Source organism: Micromonospora sp. WMMD967, from assembly GCF_029626165.1.
In the GTDB taxonomy this organism is placed as follows: domain Bacteria; phylum Actinomycetota; class Actinomycetes; order Mycobacteriales; family Micromonosporaceae; genus Micromonospora; species Micromonospora taraxaci.
This window is the reverse complement of the sequence record NZ_JARUBK010000001.1, coordinates 2,409,980-2,422,927: the sequence shown is the minus strand read 5'-3', so window position 1 is coordinate 2,422,927 and position 12,948 is coordinate 2,409,980. Positions and strand designations below refer to the sequence as shown.

Genomic DNA, 12,948 nt, shown 5'->3' with positions numbered 1-12,948 from the left:
GGATGCCGGAGGGGCTTCACGCCACGTGCCGGGGTGGGACTCCCCACCCCGGCACATGGCGTGACCTCGTCAGGCGGGTACCGCGGTCACGACGATGTTGTCCCGGTATTTGCGAGCCTTGGCGTCGAACGGCCCACCGCACGTGATCAGCGTCAGCCGCGGCTTCCCGTCCCGGGCGAAGTACCGGTCCAGCGGAATCCTGGTCTTGTCGTACTCCTCCCGGGCCACGACCCGGTACTGCCGCGCCTCGCCGTCACTGCCGGTCGCGGTCACCGTGTCGCCCTGGTCCAGCTCCCGCAGCCGGAAGAACGCGCCCTTTCCCTGCTTGGCGCTGTCCACGTGACCGGCGATGACCACCGATCCGGCCTCCGCCTCCAGGCCGGGACCGTGGCGGTACCAGCCGATCTGGTCGACGCTCGGCGGCACCTCGAACTCCTCGGTCCGCTCGTTGATACCGACCGCGTTGACGGTGGCGGTGACGCCGATCTCCGGGATCACGAGCCGTACCGGCCTGACGATCTCCGCGTCGGCGGGCAGCTCACCGGCGGTGACCGGGACCGACGGGCCGCTGGCGACGGTCGGTGGGGTGCTGGCGAGGGCCGTCGCCTCGTCCGCGCCCACGTTCCCGGCCGGCTGCGAGCCGCACGCCACCAGGGTGGCGACGGTGAGCGCGGCAACGCCGGCGGCCACTGCCGCCAGCGCGCCGCGGTTGCGCACCGTCACTTGCGACCGGTCCGCGCGGTCGCCATCCGCACCCCGCCACCGAGCAGCAGGAGTACGCCGGCACCGGTGAGCACGTACCACCAGGTGTTCACGCCCGTGCCGGCCTGACCACCGTCACCGCTCGGCACGCCGCCGGGAGCGGAGTGCAGGCCGGTGATGGTCTGCGCCACGACGTCGAGCGTCTTGCCCTCGGCGGAGCCGATCGCGTAGACGATCGTCGCGGTGCCCTCCTTGAGGTTGAGGTCGGCCGGGCCGATGGCCACGGTGTCGGTGCCGGCCAGCACCACGTCCGCCTTCACGCTGCCCGCGTCGACGTCGCCCTTGGCCTCGTTCGGGTTGGTGAGGCCCTCGAAGACCGGGGTTCCACCGGCGCGTACGTCGACCGCCGGGGCGGCGGCGGTGTGCCGGACGATGAGCCGGGCCTTGCCGGCGGCGACCTTCGAGACGTCGTTCACGAACGGCGTGATCTTCGGCTGGCCAGCGGCGTCGAGGTGCGCCGCGATGCTGATGTTGGCCCCGCCGGGCACCGCCGCGTCGTCGGCCTTGAGGATCGCGCTGCCGATCGGCTCGCCGGGCTTGGTGAGGGCGATGTCGTAGTCGCCCTCCTCCAGGTTCAGTGGGCCGGCGACGTCACCGGGCTTGAAGTTCTCCAGCGTCTTCTTGCCGTTGACGTAGACGTCGACCGGCGTGTCCGGGATGCCGTGCACGACGGAGACCTTCGACGTGGCGGCGTACGCGGGGGTGGCGGTGAACGCGCCGACTCCGGCGAACGTCAACGCGGCGACCGCGCCACCCGCGGCGACCCGACGGAAGTACGAGAGCTGCATGTCTGCCTCCTGGTGATAACTGCTGATTCGTCAGGCCTGGCTTGCAGAACGGGTTACGCCGGCTCCTCGACGGGCGGATGCGCCGGAGAGGCACTTTTCTTTTTCGGTCCCGCCTGCATCCGATCGACGCCCCTGGGACGAAGAGCTGGTGAGATGACTTCGACCGGGAGAGTGGGGCAGGGACTGTGGCAGCTACAGTCGGGCATGCCCCATCGAAGGCGAGCCGCCCGATGACGGCGCCCCTACAGGAACCGGACCCCCCGGTGGACGACCTCGGCCTCCGCTTCCGCGCGGGTGACGAGGTGGCCCTCCGCGAGGCGTACGACAGGTACGGTCGCGCCGTGCACCACCTGGCCAGCTCCATGCTGGCCAACCGCAGCGACGCCGAGGACGTCACCCAGGCGACGTTCGTCGCCGCCTGGCTGGGTCGTGACACCTTCGACCCGGCCAAGGGATCGCTGGTCGGGTGGCTGCTCGGCATCGGCCGACGCAAGGTGATCGACCGGATGCGCGCCTCGGCCCGGGAGACCCGGGTGGTGGAGACGGTCCGGCAACTGCCCGAGCCGACGTCCACCGACCCGGACCCGGACCGGGTGGTGGACCGGCTGGTCATCGCCGACGAGCTGGCCCGTCTGCCGGACGACCAACGACGCATGCTGGAGTTGGCCTTCTACGACGACCTGACACACCAGCAGATAGCCACGGTGACCGGAGTGCCGCTGGGCACCGTGAAGAGCCACATCCGGCGCGGCATGGCGAGCTTGAAACGCAGATGGGAGGTGGACGGTGCAGCACCTGGACCACGACCGGCTGGTCTTTCTGGCGCTCGGTGAGAGCGAGGCGGACAACGGGGAGAGCACCCACCTCGGCACCTGCGCGCACTGCCGCGCGGAGCTGGCGACCCTGGAACGGGTTGCGGGGCTCGGCACCGAGACGCAGGGCCTGACCGACCTGCCCGACCCCCCGGAGCACGTCTGGCAGGGCATCATCGCCCAGGTCAGGGCGGCGGAAGCCGGGCCGTCGCCGACGGCACCCGGTCGGCAGCAGGTGCCCACGCAGACCGACAGCAGCATGGCCGAGAGGGCCGACGAGGCGCACACCGGGTCGACGGTCACCAGGTTGGATCCGACGCGTCGGTCCCGCCGGGGCTCCGGCTGGTCCCGTTGGGCGGCCACCGCCGTGACGGCGGCAGCCGCCGCGGCGGTCGGTGTGGTGGGCACCGTCTCCGTGCTACGGCCGGACGACCCGTCGACCACTCCGCCGCAGGTGGTGGTGGCGAGCGCGCCGCTGGCGGCGTACGGATCGACACCGCCGACGGCCACCGGCGACGCCCGTGTTCTCCAGGACGGCCAACTGCATCTGCATGTGGCGAATCTCCCGCGCGTCCCCGGGTACTACGAGGTCTGGCTCATCAATCCGACGACGATGGAGATGTTCTCGGTGGGCACCCTGGGAAGCGGTTCGGATGCCCTGCTGCCGCTGCCCCCGAACGTCGACCTGACGAGTTACTCGGTGGTCGACGTCTCCGCCGAGCAGTACGACAACAACACCCGCCACTCCGGCGACAGCCTGTTGAGGGGCACCCTGACGGGCTGATCGGTGGGCCGGTTCAGCTCCCCGGCCCGCCGATCAGCTCCCTACTACGGAAGTGGCCGCCCGTCGCGACGGGCGGCCACTTTCGGTAGTGACCGGGTCACTTGCGCTTGCGGATCTCCTCGGCGGCCTGCGGGACGATCTTGAACAGGTCACCCACCACGCCGAAGTCGGCCAGCTCGAAGATCGGCGCCTCGCCGTCCTTGTTGACCGCGACGATGGTCTTCGAGGTCTGCATGCCGGCCCGGTGCTGGATGGCACCGGAGATGCCCAGCGCGACGTAGAGCTGCGGGGAGACCGTCTTGCCGGTCTGGCCCACCTGGAACTGGTGCGGGTAGAAACCGGAGTCGACGGCCGCGCGGGACGCGCCCACGGCACCGCCGAGCAGGTCGGCCAGCTCCTCGACCAGCTTGAAGTTGTCGGCGTTGCCGACACCGCGACCGCCGGAGACGACCACGCCGGCCTCGGTCAGCTCGGGACGGGAGCCCTTCTGCTCGGCGACCCGCTCGACGACCTTCGCCAGCTTGTCGGTGTCGGTGACCGACACGGTGAGCTGCTCGATCGTCGGAGTGGCCGCCGCCGGGGCGGGGTTGACCGAGTTGGGTCGCACGGTGACCAGCGGCAGGCCCTTGGTGACCTTGGCCTTGACGATGGTGGAGCCGGCGAAGGCGACCTGCGTCGCGGTGCCGTCGGCGTCCAGGCCGACCACGTCGGTCAGGATGCCGTTGTCCAGCTTGACGGCGAGGCGGGCGGCGATCTCCTTGCCCTCCTGGGCGGAGGCCAGCAGCACCGCCGCCGGCTGCACCCGCTGGACCAGCTCGGCCAGCACCGTGGCCTTGGGGGCCACCAGGTAGCCGTCGATCTCGTCACCCTCGGCGGCGTAGATCTTCTCCGCGCCGTACTCGCCCAGCTTGCCGCTCAGCGCCTCGGCGGCGCCGGCGCCACCGAGCACCACGGCGCTCGGGGTGCCCAGCTCGCGGGCAAGGGTGAGCATCTCCAGGGTGACCTTCTTGACGCCGAATTCCTTGGTGGCTTCGACGACGACGAGAACCTCAGACATGTCCAGACCCGCTCTCACACGAACTTCTCGGTGGCGAGGAACTCGACCAGCTTGACGCCGCCCTCGCCCTCATCGGTGATCTTGGCTCCGCCGGAACGCGGCGGGCGCTTGGTGTGCTCGACCACGGCACTCGTGGCACCGTCGAAGCCCACCTCGGCGGGCGCGACACCGAGGTCGGCCAACGCGAGCGTCTGCACCGGCTTCTTCTTCGCGGCCATGATGCCCTTGAAGGAGGGGTAGCGCGGCTCGTTGATCGTGTCCCAGACGGAGACCACGGCCGGGGTGGAGGCGGTGACGACCTCGTACCCCTCCTCGGTCTGCCGCTCGACGGTCAGCGTCGCGCCGTCGACGGTGAGCTTACGGGCGCCGGTGAGCGCCGCGACGCCCAGCCGCTCGGCGATCATGTGCGGCATGACCTGGACCCGACCGTCGGTGGACTCGGCACCGCAGATCACCAGGTCGGCGTTGAGCTGACCGAGCGCGGCGGCGAGCACCTTGGAGGTGGCGACGGCACAGGAGCCGTGCAGGGCGTCGTCCAGCACGTGCACGGCCTTGTCCGGGCCCATGGAGAGCGCCTTGCGGATCGACTCGGTCGCCCGGTCCGGACCCATGGTCAGGATGGTGACCTCGCCGCCGTGCGCCTCCTTGATCTTCAGCGCCTCCTCGATGGCGTACTCGTCCATCTCGTTGATCACGTTGTTCGCCGAACCGCGGTCGACGGTGTTGTCGTCACTGCGCAGGTTGCGGTCCGCGCCCGAATCAGGCACCTGCTTGACGAGTACGACGATATTCATCGCGCTTCGACGACCCTCCTGTGTGGTGTTGCGATTCGCTCGCCCGGTATGGGGCGCAGCGTCGCGCGTCGGTCGACGCCAGGTCAACCGCGGGCTGCTGTGCGGTTTCCCACGAGGCAATGTTACCTGCCAGTAGGTTGCGCCCCCGAGGCACACAGAGTGACACAGCTCACCGACGTCAGGACGATCAGGCCGGCTCGGCCAACGCAACCCGGATCTGGTCGATGGCCGCCGCCTCGGCCGGTGCGACCCCGTCGTGCGCCCGGGCCACCCGGTCCGCCGCGGCCAGCACCACCGAGCGGTACGCCTCCACGTCCGGCGGTGACTTCTCGCGCAGGATCAGCACGGCCTGACGCAACGCCGGCAGCACCACCGACTCGATCTCCAACTGGGAGTCCCGGGGAAGCCTCGGCAACGGGCCGGTGGTCAGCGCCTCCTTGATCGCCCCGCTGGCGTCGGCGAGCGCGCCGGACGCGGCGATGCTCTCCCGGATCACCCCCAGCACCCCCGGGTCGGCGTTGGAGACCAGGAAGACAGCACCGAAGGCACCGGTCTTGATGGTCAGGCGCTCCTCGTCCGTCAACCGCTGCTCCATGATCACGGAGTGTAGACGTACGGGGTGGTGGTGGTGACGGGGACGAGACCGAGTCGCTGGAGGATCGGCCGGCTGTCCTCGGAACAGTCGACCTGCATGAGCGTCCGACCCCGCTGCTCGGCCAGCCGCGCCCGGTAGTTGACCAACCCCCGGTAGATGCCCTTACGCCGCCACTGCGGCAGCGTCGAGCCACCCCACAGCGTGGCGAAGCCGGTGTTCGCCGGGAACCGCACCCAGCCGGCGCTCACCACCGTCTCGCCCGCCTCGGCCACCACCACTGTGATCGAGTTCGGGTCGGCGTCGATCTCCTTGGCCAGACCCGTCACGAGGTGCGAACGGTCCGCCTGCCAGACCTCCTCCTCCATGGCGGCGATCCGCTCCAGGTCCTCCCGGGCGGTCACCTCACGCAGGCGTACCCCCTCGGGAACGACAGGCAGCGCGGCGGCCAGCGGGGCGACCGGCCCGACCACGACGGTCTCGCGGTCCTCCGGGACGAAGCCGGCGGCGCGTAGCCGGTCCGCCAGGTCGGCCAGTTCGTCGTGCTCGTTGAGCTTCCACTCGACCGACTGGCCACGCTCACGGAAAAACTGCACCTGCCGGGCGATCAGCTCGTCCAGCGCGTCACCGGTCAGCCCACCCAGGTCGCGGTACGTGAGGAACCCGCCGGCGTCGAGCCCGAGGATCCGGACCAGCGGCCCGTCCCGCTCCACCGTCACCCCGGCCGGGACCGGATCGGGGATCTCCGGGCGGAGTTGGTTGTCGTAGGCGTCGCGCAGCGTCTTTACGTCGAGATCAGTCACCGGCCCAGGCTAAGCGGCCGGGGAAGTGGATATTCTCCCACTGTGTGGGAGGCGATCAGGCGGTGGTTCGACCCGGCGGAGCTGCGCTCGGTCGGTGAAACTCCGGACTACCGGTTTTCCCTGGCCAACGAGCGAACCTTCCTCGCCTGGCTGCGAACCGGGCTGGCGCTGGTCGGCGGCGGGTTGGCCGCCGCACAGTTCCTGCCACCCCTGCCGATGAGCCACCTGCGGGAGGTGATCGCGGTGACACTGCTGCTGCTCGGCGGGGTGGTCGCGATCCGCGCCGTGGACCACTGGGCGCGCACCGAGCGGGCCATCCGGCTCGGTGAGGAGCTGCCCGCGTCGCGGTTTCCCGCCATCCTCGCCATCGCCGTCGGCGCCGGGGCGGTGCTGCTGGTCGTCGCCGTCCTGATCCGGGCCGTCGGCGGCCGGTGAGCACCGGACGCGACCCCGGGCTGCAACCGGAGCGGACCCGGCTGGCCTGGCGGCGCACCCTGCTCACGGCGACGGTGGTGACCGCGCTCGCCGTGCGGCTGGCGTCGACCGGAGACCCGGTCGGGGCGCTGATCGCCGGCGTCACAGTGGTGGTGTGGGGCGCCCTGCTGATGCTCTGCTGGCCCCGGGCCACCGGCACCGGCCCGGCCCGCACCGGCGGCCGGACGTTACCCCTGGTCGCGTTCGGCACCGTGGGCCTCGCACTACTGGGAGTGCTGCTGGCGCTCCGCGGACTGTGGTGACGGGAAACGGTGAGCCATGATGGGTGCATGGCCCGGCTTGGCGTACTCCTCTTCCTGGTGCAGATCGTCCTCGCGGTCTGCGCGCTGATCAGCTGTCTCTCCGCCGAGGAGGGCCAGATCCGTGCCCTGCCCCGGATCGCCTGGGTGCTGATCATTTTGTTCTTCCCGCTGATCGGCTCGATCGCCTGGTTCCTCGCCGGCCGGGAGGCCGGCTCCGGTGCCCGCAAGGGCTGGCTGGGCGGCACCGGCTCACCCGAGCGGCAGCGCCCCCGCACGGTCGCCCCCGACGACGACCCGGAGTTCCTGCGTTCGGTTCAGGAGCGTGCCAAGGACCAGGACGAGGAACTCTTCCGCCGCTGGGAGGAGGACCTGCGCCGCCGCGAGGACGACCTGCGCCGTCGCGACGGTGACCCGCCCCGCGAGGGTGACCGGCCGGAGGTGTGAGCGCACCGCCGTCGCCCCCGCAGGGAGCGACGGCGGGTGCGACTCAGGCCAGGTTCGACGACCGGGGGTACGCGTCGGTCGGGTCGGTGAGCACGTTGACCAGGTACGGCACTCCGGCGTCGAACGCCCGCTGCAGGGCCGGCCCGAGGTCCGCCGCCTTGGCGACCGTCTCCCCCGCACCGCCGAGCGCGCTGACCACGGTGTCGTAGCGCAGCTCCGGCTGAAGGTCGGCGGCCACGTCGTAGCCGTACATCGCGCGCATCGGGTGCTTCTCCAACCCCCAGATGCCGTTGTTGCCGACGACGATCACCACCGGCAGCTTCTGGCGGACCAGCGACTCGACGTCCATCAGCGAGAAGCCGGCCGCGCCGTCGCCCATCAACACGCAGATCTGCCGGTCGGGGTGACTGACCCGGGCGCCCATCGCGTAACCCATGCCGGTGCCCAGGCAGCCGTACGGGCCCGGGTCCAGCCAGGTGCCGGGCTGCGACGGCTCCAGGTACCGCCCGGCGTACGACACGAAGTCGCCACCGTCGCCGATGGTGATCGCGTCCGGGGCCAGCACCCGACGCAGCTCACCGTAGATCCGCGCCGGACGGATCGGGTCGGTCTCGGCGGCCATCTCGGCGGCGTCGCGTGCCTTCGCCGCGTCCTCGGCGACGCGCAGGTCGGCGATCCAGTCGGCGTGGTCGGTCCGGTCACCGGCGTGGTCGGCCAGCGCGGAGAGGATCAGGCGCAGGTCTCCGGCGGGAGCCGCGGCCGGCTGCACGTGCGTCGCCCGCTGGCTGGGCGCGTCGACGATGTGCACCACCTTGGCGTCGCCGAAGTCACCGAAGCTGAGGCGGAAGTCCAGCGGGGTGCCCACCACCACGACCACGTCGGCGCCGGAGAGCGCGGCCCGGCGGGCCTTGGCGAAGGCGAGCGGGTGCTCCGGCGGGAGCGAGCCGCGGCCCATGCCGTTGGTGAAGACCGGGACCTGCAACGCCTCCGCCGCCTCGCGCAGCGCGGCGACCGCGTCGCCCGCGTACACGTCGGAGCCGGCGATGATGACCGGTCGCTGCGCCCCGGCGATGAGCAGGGCGGCGCGGCCGACCTCCTCCGGGTCCGGTGCGATCGGGTCGACGGCGGTCGCGGCGGGCAGGTCCGCCTCGGCGACCGAGAAGACCGTCTCGAGCGGGAAGTCGAGGAAGGCAGGGCCGCGGTGCGGCGTGAGCGCGGCGTTGAGCGCCGCACCCACAGCGCGTGGGATGTCGTCGGTGCTGAACACCGTCTCGGCGTGCTTGGTGACCGGGGCGACCAGCGGGAGGTGGTCCATCTCCTGGAGGCTGCCGGAACCCCAGCGGAACGCGGGCGCGCGGCCACCGAGCACCAGCACCGGTGAGGCGTTGAAGAACGCGCTGGTCATGCCGGAGATGCCGTTGGTGACACCCGGCCCGGCGGTGAGCACGGCGAGGCCGGGACGACGCTGGAGCTTGGCCACCGCCTCGGCGGCGAAGACCGCGGACTGCTCGTGCCGGACGTCGTAGATCGGGAAGTCGGTCTTGTACGCCGCGTCGTAGAGCGGGAAGACGTGCCCTCCGGAGAGGGTGAACATCTCCCGTACGCTGTGCGCGCGTAGGGCCGCGAGCGCCAACTCGCCGCCGTGACCCTCGATCCGCTCCGTCATTCGCCGCTCCCCTTCGTTCCTCTTGACCGAGGCCCCACGCTACTGGCCGGTAGGAACAATGTGAACCGTTCTCGGCTAAGCCGTGTCAGCGGCCGGTGAAGTCCGGCTTGCGCTTCTCCACGAAGGCCGACATGCCCTCCCGCCGGTCGTCGGTGGCGAACAGCGCCGCGAAGAGCTGACTCTCCCAGGCCAGACCGGAGTTCAGGTCCATGTCCAGGCCGCCGTCGACCGCCAGCTTCGCCGCGCGCAACGCCTGCACCGGACCCGTCAGGTACGGCTTCACGTAGGCGACAGCGGCCTCGTAGACCTCGGCGGCCGGTACCACGCGGTCGGCCAGGCCGATCCGCAGCGCCTCCTCGGCGTCGACCATCCGGCCCGTCATGATCAGATCCTTGGCGCGGGCCGGGCCGACCAGGCGGGCCAGCCGCTGGGTGCCGCCGGCACCCGGGATGATGCCGAGCTTGATCTCCGGCTGGCCGAGCTTGGCGTCGTCGGCCACGATCCGCCAGTCACAGGCCAGCGCCAACTCGCAGCCGCCACCGAGCGCGTACCCGGTGATAGCGGCCACCACCGGCTTGGGGATCCGTGCGATCGCGCCGAGGGCGCTGGACAGGTTCGCGGCCCGGTCCGCCATGTCGACATAGGACATGTCGGCCATCTGCTTGATGTCCGCGCCGGCGGCGAAGACCTTCTCCCCGCCGTACACGATGACGGCGCGAACCTCGGGGTCGGCGGTGGCCGCCGTCGCGGCGGCGCGCAACTCCTCCTGGACCTGGGTGTTGAGCGCGTTCATCGGCGGCCGCTCCAGCCGGATCGTGCCGATGCCGTCAGTGGTCTCCAGCCGAACGAACTCGCCCACGCTGCCCTCACTTCCTCGTCGAAGTCGCGTGCCAACCTTACGACCCGGCTCGTTTGGGTAAGTAGTGTGGTGTCAGCCCCGTGGGCGGGAGTCCAGCCATGACGACGTACTACGACGACAGGTCGGTGCAGGTCACCTCCACCACCCTTCGGGTCGATGGCCGCACCTACGCGCTGTCCGACATCAGCATGATCTGGCACCGCCGGGGCACCCGATCCTGGCGCGTCCTCGCTGGGCGGGGCGCGATCGGCGCGGCGCTCGCCGGCCCGCTGGTCGCGGCGGTGCTCGGCATCGGCGTGGCCGTGTGGCTGCACCGCTCCCCCACCGTGACGATCGCGATCGTCGGCGCGTCGGTGCTTGTCGGCCTGGCCGTCGGGCCCGTCGCCGACTTCCTCTTCGAACACCTGGACCGCTCGTACGCCCGGGGCAGCCGCCAACTGGAGATCTGGGCCCGATGGCGCGGTCAGCCAGTGCGGTTGCTGCGCACCGGCGACGCGCTGCGCTTCGGGCAGATCTACCGGGCGGTGCAGCGCGCGGTCGAGCACAGCCAACCGGCCCGCCCCGTCACCCGCCGCTAGCCGGCACGCCGGCGATTCGGGGGTCGCCGAGGCCCTGGCGACCGGGGCCGACCCGGGCGAAGGTTGCCTTCCGGTGGTTAGGCTTAGTGATGACCCTCTATTACCGGGACGACGCGGTGCAGGTGACATCCGAGTCGATCCGGGCGGGCGGTCACGTGATCGCCCTGTCCGACGTGACGTTCGTGTGGCATGCGCGCGGGCAGAAGACCCTCGCCGTACGCGGCCGTGTGCTGGGTCGCGGTGTCCTGGTCCTGCTGCTCTCGCTGCCGCCGCTGGTCGCCGTGGTCTGCGTGCTGTCACTGGCCTGGTCGGCACAGGACCGGGGCAACTGGAAGCTGGCTCTGATCATCCTCGCCGCCTGCGCGGTGGGGGCCCTGGTGTCGCTGCCGTTCCTGGAGATCCCCCTCGGTTGGCTGGACCGCTCCTACGAGCGCGGCAGCCATGTGCACGAGTTGTGGGTGCAGCACCACGGTCGGGAGGATCTGCTGCTGCGCACCCCGGACGCGCTACGGTTCGGGCAAATCTACCGGGCCGTGCAGCGCGCCGTCGAACAGCAGGGGGACCATCGATGACCAACCGCCGTGGCGAGGCCGCCGCGCTGGCCGCGCTGCTCGCGGCGGCCGGCGTCACCCATCTGGTACGCCCCGGCGTCTACGACCCGATCGTGCCGCGTGCGTTGCCCGGACCGCCGCGGTTCTGGACGTACGCCAGCGGGGTGGCGGAGCTTGCGGTGGCGGCGGCGGTCGCGAACCCGGCCACCCGACGAGCCGGAGGTCGGGCTGCCGCCGCGCTCTTCGTCGCCGTGCTGCCCGCCAACGTGAAGATGGCGGTGGACTGGCGGCACCGGCGTCCGACAAAGCGGGCGATCGCGTACGGCCGGGTCCCGATGCAGGCGCCGCTGATCTGGTGGGCCCTGCGGGTGTCCCGCGCCGACGGAGCCGGTCGACGGTCGCGCTGACCAGCTCCGTCGGGCGGTTGTGGTGCGGCCGACGCACACTTGACCCCATGGCGATTCCCCTCCCCACCCCGACCGCCGTGGTCGGCCTGACCCGCTCCGCTCTCGACCAGGCGCTCGGCTCGGCCGCCTCGTTCGCCGCCGTGCCCACCCGCGCGTTCGCGGTGCTGGACGGGGTGGAGGCGCTGCTGGCGCGGATCAACGGCGTGGTCGACCGGATCGAGACGACCCTGGACCGGACCGACCAGGTGCTGACCGACGCCGAGGCAGCCGTCCGCGAGGTGGCCGTGATCAGCGCCGCCGCGACCACCGCCATCGACACCGCCACCGAGGTGGCCACTGCCGCCGCCGTGGTGGTCGCCGACGCCGATCGCGTCGCCCGGACCGCCGCCACGGTGGTCGCCAACGCCGAGGGGGTGGCCGGCCGGGCCTCCGTCACCGTGGGCACCGCGGCGGAGGCCGCCGCCACCGCGGCCGAACTGCTGGCGGCGTACGAGCCGGCGCTGCGGCGTGCCGCGCCGATGACCGAGCGGTTCGTCGAGCAGCTCAGCCACGAGGAGATCACCGCCGCGATCCACCTGATCGACGAGCTGCCCAAGCTCAAGCAACACCTGACGGCGGACATCCTGCCGATCCTGGCCACCCTCGACCGGGTCGGGCCCGACCTGCACGACCTGCTCGACGTGACCCGTGACCTCAAGCTCGCCGTGGCCGGCATCCCCGGGCTGGGCATGCTGCGCCGACGCGGCGAGAAGCTCAGCGACGACGCCGTCTGAGCCGTCGCCGGGTCAGCAGTCGCAGGTGATGCTCGACCGGGGCGCCGTCAGGTCGTCGACCGGGCGACGGGTCAACCCGCCCGCCGTCACCACCGGCAGCCCTTCCCGCACCCAGTACTCGAACCCACCGAGCATCTCCTTGACCCGGTAACCGAGGCGGGCGAACTCCAGCGCCGCCCGGGTCGCGCCGTTGCAGCCCGGCCCCCAGCAGTAGGTCACCACCGCCGAGCCGGCCGGGACGACCTCCGCCGCGCGGGTCGCGATCTCGGCGGTGGGCAGGTGCACCGCACCGGGGAGATGTCCCTGCGTCCAGGCCGCCGCACCCCTGGTGTCGACCACCACCAGAGCGGGGGTACGGGCCGACAGGTCGGCGTGCACGTCACTCACGTCGGTCTCGACGCTGAGCCGGGCGGAGAAGTGGGCGGCGGCGGTGGCCGGGTCGGCCGCCGGAACGGCGAAGGTGAAGGTCATGCACCGATCCTCGCCAGTACGCCGGGCCGGGACGAGTGGCGGATAGGACGTCCTGCGCTAACATCCCGCC

The 12,948-nt window shown here is 71.6% G+C and carries 18 protein-coding genes; 9 read left to right on the top strand and 9 right to left on the bottom strand.

What is annotated here, in order from left to right; translation table 11 throughout:
* Positions 1–69: 69 nt before the first annotated feature.
* Positions 70–723, bottom strand: coding sequence for a class F sortase (locus O7631_RS11425; protein ID WP_278144222.1), 654 nt, complete (start codon positions 721–723; stop codon positions 70–72).
* Positions 720–1,550, bottom strand: a complete 831-nt coding sequence (locus O7631_RS11420) for a DUF4397 domain-containing protein (RefSeq protein ID WP_278144221.1) — start codon at positions 1,548–1,550, stop codon at positions 720–722. The genes O7631_RS11425 and O7631_RS11420 overlap by 4 nt, the downstream gene beginning before the upstream one ends.
* 230 nt (positions 1,551–1,780) lie before the next feature.
* Between O7631_RS11420 and O7631_RS11415 the strand changes: the two genes are divergently transcribed.
* Both O7631_RS11415 and O7631_RS11410 read left to right on the top strand, forming a co-directional pair.
* Positions 1,781–2,383 carry a sigma-70 family RNA polymerase sigma factor gene (locus tag O7631_RS11415; protein ID WP_278144220.1) on the top strand — a complete coding sequence of 201 codons (603 nt, stop codon included), beginning with the start codon at positions 1,781–1,783 and terminating at the stop codon, positions 2,381–2,383.
* The gene (locus O7631_RS11410; RefSeq protein ID WP_278144219.1) at positions 2,337–3,146 is read left to right on the top strand and encodes an anti-sigma factor; all 810 of its coding nucleotides are present in this window, start codon (positions 2,337–2,339) and stop codon (positions 3,144–3,146) included. The genes O7631_RS11415 and O7631_RS11410 overlap by 47 nt, the downstream gene beginning before the upstream one ends.
* 97 nt (positions 3,147–3,243) lie before the next feature.
* Here O7631_RS11410 and O7631_RS11405 read toward each other — a convergent pair whose 3' ends face one another.
* From O7631_RS11405 to O7631_RS11390, 4 genes are all read right to left on the bottom strand, one after another.
* Positions 3,244–4,203, bottom strand: coding sequence for an electron transfer flavoprotein subunit alpha/FixB family protein (locus O7631_RS11405; RefSeq protein ID WP_278144218.1), 960 nt, complete (start codon positions 4,201–4,203; stop codon positions 3,244–3,246).
* Positions 4,204–4,217: 14 nt separating this feature from the next.
* Entirely contained in the window at positions 4,218–4,997 is a 780-nt protein-coding gene (locus O7631_RS11400) for an electron transfer flavoprotein subunit beta/FixA family protein (RefSeq protein ID WP_088991159.1), read from the bottom strand.
* 187 nt (positions 4,998–5,184) lie between these two features.
* Complete coding sequence (locus tag O7631_RS11395; RefSeq protein ID WP_208745092.1) at positions 5,185–5,598, bottom strand: hypothetical protein; 414 nt, start codon at positions 5,596–5,598, stop codon at positions 5,185–5,187.
* Positions 5,595–6,392, bottom strand: coding sequence for a GNAT family N-acetyltransferase (locus tag O7631_RS11390; RefSeq protein ID WP_278144217.1), 798 nt, complete (start codon positions 6,390–6,392; stop codon positions 5,595–5,597). The genes O7631_RS11395 and O7631_RS11390 overlap by 4 nt, the downstream gene beginning before the upstream one ends.
* 42 nt (positions 6,393–6,434) lie before the next feature.
* Here O7631_RS11390 and O7631_RS11385 point away from each other — a divergent pair, with 42 nt between their 5' ends.
* From O7631_RS11385 to O7631_RS11375, 3 genes are read left to right on the top strand one after another with little or no spacing between them, the layout of a single operon-like run.
* Positions 6,435–6,827, top strand: coding sequence for a DUF202 domain-containing protein (locus tag O7631_RS11385; RefSeq protein ID WP_088991161.1), 393 nt, complete (start codon positions 6,435–6,437; stop codon positions 6,825–6,827).
* Positions 6,824–7,129 (top strand): DUF202 domain-containing protein, encoded by a 306-nt coding sequence (locus O7631_RS11380; protein ID WP_278144216.1) that lies wholly within the window; start codon positions 6,824–6,826, stop codon positions 7,127–7,129. The genes O7631_RS11385 and O7631_RS11380 overlap by 4 nt, the downstream gene beginning before the upstream one ends.
* 27 nt (positions 7,130–7,156) lie before the next feature.
* Complete coding sequence (locus O7631_RS11375; RefSeq protein ID WP_278144215.1) at positions 7,157–7,573, top strand: PLD nuclease N-terminal domain-containing protein; 417 nt, start codon at positions 7,157–7,159, stop codon at positions 7,571–7,573.
* Between the two features lie 43 nt (positions 7,574–7,616).
* On the opposite strand, the gene O7631_RS11370 is transcribed toward O7631_RS11375, so the two are convergent.
* Together O7631_RS11370 and O7631_RS11365 are read right to left on the bottom strand one after the other, a co-directional pair.
* Positions 7,617–9,239 carry an acetolactate synthase gene (locus tag O7631_RS11370; protein WP_278144214.1) on the bottom strand — a complete coding sequence of 541 codons (1,623 nt, stop codon included), beginning with the start codon at positions 9,237–9,239 and terminating at the stop codon, positions 7,617–7,619.
* 85 nt (positions 9,240–9,324) lie between these two features.
* Entirely contained in the window at positions 9,325–10,098 is a 774-nt protein-coding gene (locus O7631_RS11365; RefSeq protein WP_278144213.1) for an enoyl-CoA hydratase-related protein, read from the bottom strand.
* Between the two features lie 98 nt (positions 10,099–10,196).
* On the opposite strand from O7631_RS11365, the gene O7631_RS11360 reads away from it, so the two are divergent.
* The 4 genes from O7631_RS11360 to O7631_RS11345 all read left to right on the top strand — a co-directional run bounded on the left by O7631_RS11360 (position 10,197) and on the right by O7631_RS11345 (position 12,407).
* Positions 10,197–10,676 (top strand): DUF6232 family protein, encoded by a 480-nt coding sequence (locus O7631_RS11360; RefSeq protein ID WP_278144212.1) that lies wholly within the window; start codon positions 10,197–10,199, stop codon positions 10,674–10,676.
* 89 nt (positions 10,677–10,765) lie between these two features.
* Entirely contained in the window at positions 10,766–11,248 is a 483-nt protein-coding gene (locus tag O7631_RS11355) for a DUF6232 family protein (RefSeq protein ID WP_278144211.1), read from the top strand.
* Entirely contained in the window at positions 11,245–11,634 is a 390-nt protein-coding gene (locus O7631_RS11350; RefSeq protein WP_278144210.1) for a hypothetical protein, read from the top strand. The genes O7631_RS11355 and O7631_RS11350 overlap by 4 nt, the downstream gene beginning before the upstream one ends.
* Positions 11,635–11,681: 47 nt before the next feature.
* On the top strand, positions 11,682–12,407 hold the full coding sequence (locus tag O7631_RS11345; protein ID WP_278144209.1) for a hypothetical protein: 726 nt from the start codon (positions 11,682–11,684) through the stop codon (positions 12,405–12,407).
* Between the two features lie 12 nt (positions 12,408–12,419).
* On the opposite strand, the gene O7631_RS11340 is transcribed toward O7631_RS11345, so the two are convergent.
* The gene (locus O7631_RS11340; RefSeq protein WP_278144208.1) at positions 12,420–12,878 is read right to left on the bottom strand and encodes a rhodanese-like domain-containing protein; all 459 of its coding nucleotides are present in this window, start codon (positions 12,876–12,878) and stop codon (positions 12,420–12,422) included.
* Positions 12,879–12,948: the final 70 nt, after the last annotated feature.

What these genes read in the sequence shown, in the direction of transcription:
- O7631_RS11420 (WP_278144221.1), bottom strand. Translation starts at nt 1,550, where the DNA reads ATGCAGCTCTCGTACTTCCGTCGGGTCGCCGCGGGTGGCGCGGTCGCC.
- O7631_RS11415 (WP_278144220.1), top strand. Translation starts at nt 1,781, where the DNA reads ATGACGGCGCCCCTACAGGAACCGGACCCCCCGGTGGACGACCTCGGC.
- O7631_RS11405 (WP_278144218.1), bottom strand. Translation starts at nt 4,203, where the DNA reads ATGTCTGAGGTTCTCGTCGTCGTCGAAGCCACCAAGGAATTCGGCGTC.
- O7631_RS11400 (WP_088991159.1), bottom strand. Translation starts at nt 4,997, where the DNA reads ATGAATATCGTCGTACTCGTCAAGCAGGTGCCTGATTCGGGCGCGGAC.
- O7631_RS11375 (WP_278144215.1), top strand. Translation starts at nt 7,157, where the DNA reads ATGGCCCGGCTTGGCGTACTCCTCTTCCTGGTGCAGATCGTCCTCGCG.
- O7631_RS11370 (WP_278144214.1), bottom strand. Translation starts at nt 9,239, where the DNA reads ATGACGGAGCGGATCGAGGGTCACGGCGGCGAGTTGGCGCTCGCGGCC.
- O7631_RS11360 (WP_278144212.1), top strand. Translation starts at nt 10,197, where the DNA reads ATGACGACGTACTACGACGACAGGTCGGTGCAGGTCACCTCCACCACC.
- O7631_RS11355 (WP_278144211.1), top strand. Translation starts at nt 10,766, where the DNA reads ATGACCCTCTATTACCGGGACGACGCGGTGCAGGTGACATCCGAGTCG.
- O7631_RS11350 (WP_278144210.1), top strand. Translation starts at nt 11,245, where the DNA reads ATGACCAACCGCCGTGGCGAGGCCGCCGCGCTGGCCGCGCTGCTCGCG.
- O7631_RS11345 (WP_278144209.1), top strand. Translation starts at nt 11,682, where the DNA reads ATGGCGATTCCCCTCCCCACCCCGACCGCCGTGGTCGGCCTGACCCGC.
- O7631_RS11340 (WP_278144208.1), bottom strand. Translation starts at nt 12,878, where the DNA reads ATGACCTTCACCTTCGCCGTTCCGGCGGCCGACCCGGCCACCGCCGCC.